The organism is Streptomyces cahuitamycinicus (assembly GCF_002891435.1).
Lineage (GTDB): Bacteria > Actinomycetota > Actinomycetes > Streptomycetales > Streptomycetaceae > Streptomyces > Streptomyces cahuitamycinicus.
Window position 1 is genome coordinate 1 of sequence record NZ_POUC01000577.1, and the last position, 4,004, is coordinate 4,004.

The following is a 4,004-nucleotide window of genomic DNA, read 5'->3' on the forward strand; positions in this document are numbered from 1 at the left end:
CCTCCACTCCCACCGACGGCTGCTACGTCAACTACCCCGACACCGACCTCGACGACCTCGGCCGCAACACCTCGGGGCAGTCCTCGTACCGGCTCTACCACAAGGACAACTACGCCCGGCTGCAACGCACCAAGAAGCGCTGGGACCCGCACAACGTCTTCCGCCACGCCCAGTCGGTCCGTCTCCCCGACAAGACCCCTAAGGGAGGTAGCGTCGCACCGGGCGACGCCAGCGGGCCGCGGACCGTGCCGCACAGTGGTCGATGAGACCAGCACGAACCGGTGGCGGCGGGCGTGGCCGACGAGGCCGCCGTGGCCCCATGGCCGGCGAGCGCCGGCCGCCCCGGGTTTCCCTCCTGGCCGGCGCCCCCAGCTGCCCGGCACAGGCACAACCGCGTCGGCCGCACCCCCCTTCCCACAGTCGTACCGGACCGCTCCGGTACCGGAGAAGCCGACCCTTTGCCGTACGGGGCTGATGGCCGACTGGGCGTGTGCGGTCAGTGGTGGGGAGGGCGGATCACGCACCAGGCCCTGGGACCGCCGTCGGGCAGGGCGGCTGCGCCGGTCGTCGTCTCGAAGCCAGGTGCACGGTGGCAGGGCAGATTGTGCTCGTCGGCCGTCTCCAGGCCGGCACACCATCGTCGTCCGTTCGCCGCAGACCGGGAGCCAGGACGGTGCTGCCCCAGCCCTCGGGGCACCGGCTCTCCTCAGCACCGACCGCGACCAGCGTCCACAGCGGACCCGTAGGCCGATAGGGGGCCAGTTCACGCTCACTGCGTTCGAAGGTGGCCCTGTGCCCACCGGTGATGGCGGGCAGCTCCTCCTCGAGCCCGGCGAGAACGTCACCGCACGATTCAGGCGAATCAGCAGCCCACACGGCTGCGGCCGCGACCGGGGCGTCGGCGCCCTCTCCCACCCACACACTCCCGTGTTCTCCTTCGACGTGGGTTACGAACAACTCCACAGGTCGGTCACCCTGCGCCGGTAGTGCTCGGGGTCCGGGGACGCGGCGCCCTGCCGGCACGAGGCCGACCTTCGGCCAGGACATGACGCGTTCAGGCGTAAGGGGCAACGCCCCCGCCAGAACCGCTGCCTTCATGTCGTCGTCTGCCGGACGGATTCGGTATCGCACCGCCGATCACCCGCCTCTACCGGTTCCTGGGACGCTCCGACACCGTGCTCACCTGGCACGGGGCAGGCGGCGTGATGGACAGCTGTCCACTCTGCTGCGCTGCACCTGACAAGTCCACGAAACGGTGGTCGCTGGTCCGGCAGCCGACTACCCAGGCTCGCGGTGCCGCATCGACAGGGCACCGGCCGTCGCCGGGCGCCGCATGGTGCTGGGTGAGGGCCCATTGCCCGGCCTGGCGGCCGGGCGGCCGGACTGATCAGTAGAGAAGGAGTCGGCGCTACCGGTCTGTGGGAGGAGCCGGGTGCGGATGCCGGGGTGCCGGTCGAGTTCGCGCAGGAGCCAAGCGAGGAATGCGCCGGTGGTTTCGACTCCCGCGAGGAGCATGGTGACTGCCTCGGCCTTCCCTCGGAGATGCCCTGTGCGTTCCAGAAGGACCCGTCGCGGACGGCCCTCGACCGGAACTGAACGGCGGTACCGCCTCCTCGCCGCCGGTGCCGTGTCAGTCTGGAGCTACGGGCATGCTGACGGCCGGCCGACCGTTCTCGGCGAGTACCACGACGGCATCGTCCTCGCGCAGGGACAGTGGCGCGGTCTTGTCGGGATTGAGGAAGATGCCGTAGGTCGGAGGTTCATCGCTGTGCCGCGCGATCCGATAGCCGATGGCTGTCTCTGCCCGGTGCCGGGCCGCCTCGATGACTGTTGCGAAACTCGCTGGTGTTTCCGGGCAGAGGTAATCGGTGGCCGGTTTGAGGTAGATCTCCGATCCCGCCGGATCGAAGAGATCGGTGAACACGGCATGGAGATGGCGGTCCTCGACGAGTTGGGTCAGCAGGAGGCTGAATATCTTGGTACTGACGATGAAGTCATCCGCCTTGGTGACCTGGGCGATCTCACGGTTGGCGTCGTTGTTCATCTCGGTGACGATCGAGTACGGACTGCCGTACCGGACGGCGATGTCGCGGAGGTGAGGCAGCGCCACCAGCGTGTGGGCGTCGGCCGGTTCAGAGTCGATACCCTCGTCGGTCAGGACGATGATGTTGCGGTAGCCGTTCATGCCCAAAGACTCCAGTGATGGCCGGAGTGTGGGTTCGCAGGGTTTGTAGCCGACTGTGAGGTTCTCCAAGCGCTCCAGGAGGTCGTTCTCGGGGCGTTGAGTCGCCGCGATGTCGATCAGTGATCCGGGCTCGACCAGGCAGTCCAGCAGCAAGGGGCCGTAGCCGATGCCGCCTCCGAGGTCCGGCCCGGTCCCGAGCGGGAGCGCCGCCCGGGACCGGTACCGCGTCAGTTGTTCTGAGTGGTGCGGCGGCGACGCATCAGGTACACGGCCGCGGCGCCACCGAGGATGAGCGCCCCGCCCGCGCCTGCGATGACGGGTGTGGCGGCGTTGCCGCCGGTCTCAGCAAGGTTCAAGCCGTCGTCGCCGGTCTGGGTGTTGGGCTGATTGCCCGCGGCAATGGCGTTCTCGGTGTCCTGGGCGCTCTTCGGGTCGGCGGACTCGGCGGCGGACTGGTCGTCGGACGAGCCGCCCTCGGCGCCACTGCCGGATCCGTCACCGCTCGCACCGTCGCTGTCCGAACCGTCATGGTCGGCGCCGGAGGCGCCCGGCATCGCGCAGGTGGCCTCGGCGAGCACGATCTCTCCGGATGCCTTCACCACGCCCAGCTTGGCCGGAGTCACTGTGTACTTCAGCCGAAGCGCGGTGGCGGCCCCCGTGCTGTCCGTCGTGGTCTCGTTCTCCAGGACGAGGTCGACGGTGCCGACGCCCGGCACCTCGACGTGCTGGTCGCCGGGCCCGTTCACGGGGACGGGCTTGCCGAGGACGGTCACGTTGTCCGCCAGCGCGGCCTTCGCGGTCGGCTTCTTGCCCGTCTCGCAGGAGGCCGTTGCCTTCACAAGGTCGGCGGCCAGCAGCGGATTGGTGGGCAGGCCAGGTGCGTAGGCCCGTACGCCGACGAGCTTGGCGTGACCCACCGACCAGTGCGCGTCCGCCTTGACGCTGGAATGCGCGACCTTGGCCTTGACCAGGGTTGTGGGCTGCCCCTTGTTCACACCGTTCACCTCGGCGGTGAGCAGCGTCTGCTGCGCGTCCCCGGGCGCGCTCAGATCGTTGAGCGACTTCTTCACCGGAACGTCGCCGACACCCTCCACGGCGACCTTGAGGTCGGCGCGCGCCGTGGCGGCGGTCGCCTTGCCGGTGGAGCCGGAGTATTCGTCCGCAGGTACGGCGTAAGCCGGGCCGACGGCCAGTGCGCCGCCGATCGCCAGAGCCGAAACACTCAGGAGAGCGGCTGAGCGGGCGGGCATGCTGAAGACATTTTTGTACACTGAGAAACCCCCGTGGAGACATGGAGCCGTCGGCACTGCCGTGCTCGGTACAGCGTGTCCGCCGACGACCTTGACCCGCAGATCATGGCCTTACGGATGCCAGTCGTGCGACAATCCGACAGCTGATCACCCCAACGTGCGGTTTCCTCGCCCACTCCTTGCCTACCGCGCAACTTCTGAGCCGGTAAGTCGTTACCGCCACCCGGCCCCGCTCAGCAGGGTCGGCGCTGCCGGCCCGGGGCAGCGACGTCCCCCTCCTAACACCGCCGCCATGACGGCGGCGCAGCGCGGCGGCCCCGGCCGGCGATAGGTGAGCGTACAACCGCTGCGGAATTACCGGCCCCGCGTCCAGCGGCTAGAAGGCATCCTGCGGCTGCGTCCACCAATGCCGACCACGCTGCCCGTCCCCGGGGCGCGTCAGTGAGCTTCTTCAGCGTTGCCGCTCCAGGGTGAGGACGGCTTTGGCGATTGACGTCATGCGGTTCGGACTGCAGCGGGCTCTGCGGAAGATCCGCCAGGACTTCAGGCGGGCGACGCCTCGTTCGACC

4 protein-coding genes and 1 pseudogene are annotated in these 4,004 nt (G+C 69.0%); 2 read left to right on the top strand and 3 right to left on the bottom strand.

Annotation, left to right across the window (positions count from 1 at the left end; genetic code table 11):
* A partial coding sequence (locus tag C1J00_RS39525) for a BBE domain-containing protein (protein ID WP_180989862.1) occupies positions 1–266 on the top strand: 266 nt, incomplete at its 5' end.
* Positions 267–792: 526 nt separating this feature from the next.
* Positions 793–987 carry a hypothetical protein gene (locus C1J00_RS39530; protein WP_102913693.1) on the top strand — a complete coding sequence of 65 codons (195 nt, stop codon included), beginning with the start codon at positions 793–795 and terminating at the stop codon, positions 985–987.
* Between the two features lie 643 nt (positions 988–1,630).
* Here C1J00_RS39530 and C1J00_RS39535 read toward each other — a convergent pair.
* The 3 genes and pseudogenes from C1J00_RS39535 to C1J00_RS39545 form a co-directional block, all read right to left on the bottom strand.
* Positions 1,631–2,338: a hypothetical protein gene (locus C1J00_RS39535; RefSeq protein WP_180989863.1), complete on the bottom strand. Its 708-nt coding sequence runs from the start codon at positions 2,336–2,338 to the stop codon at positions 1,631–1,633.
* A gap of 74 nt (positions 2,339–2,412) precedes the next feature.
* Positions 2,413–3,435 (bottom strand): SCO1860 family LAETG-anchored protein, encoded by a 1,023-nt coding sequence (locus C1J00_RS39540; protein WP_102913694.1) that lies wholly within the window; start codon positions 3,433–3,435, stop codon positions 2,413–2,415.
* Between the two features lie 451 nt (positions 3,436–3,886).
* Positions 3,887–4,004: pseudogene (locus C1J00_RS39545) on the bottom strand (IS5/IS1182 family transposase); the annotation flags it as partial.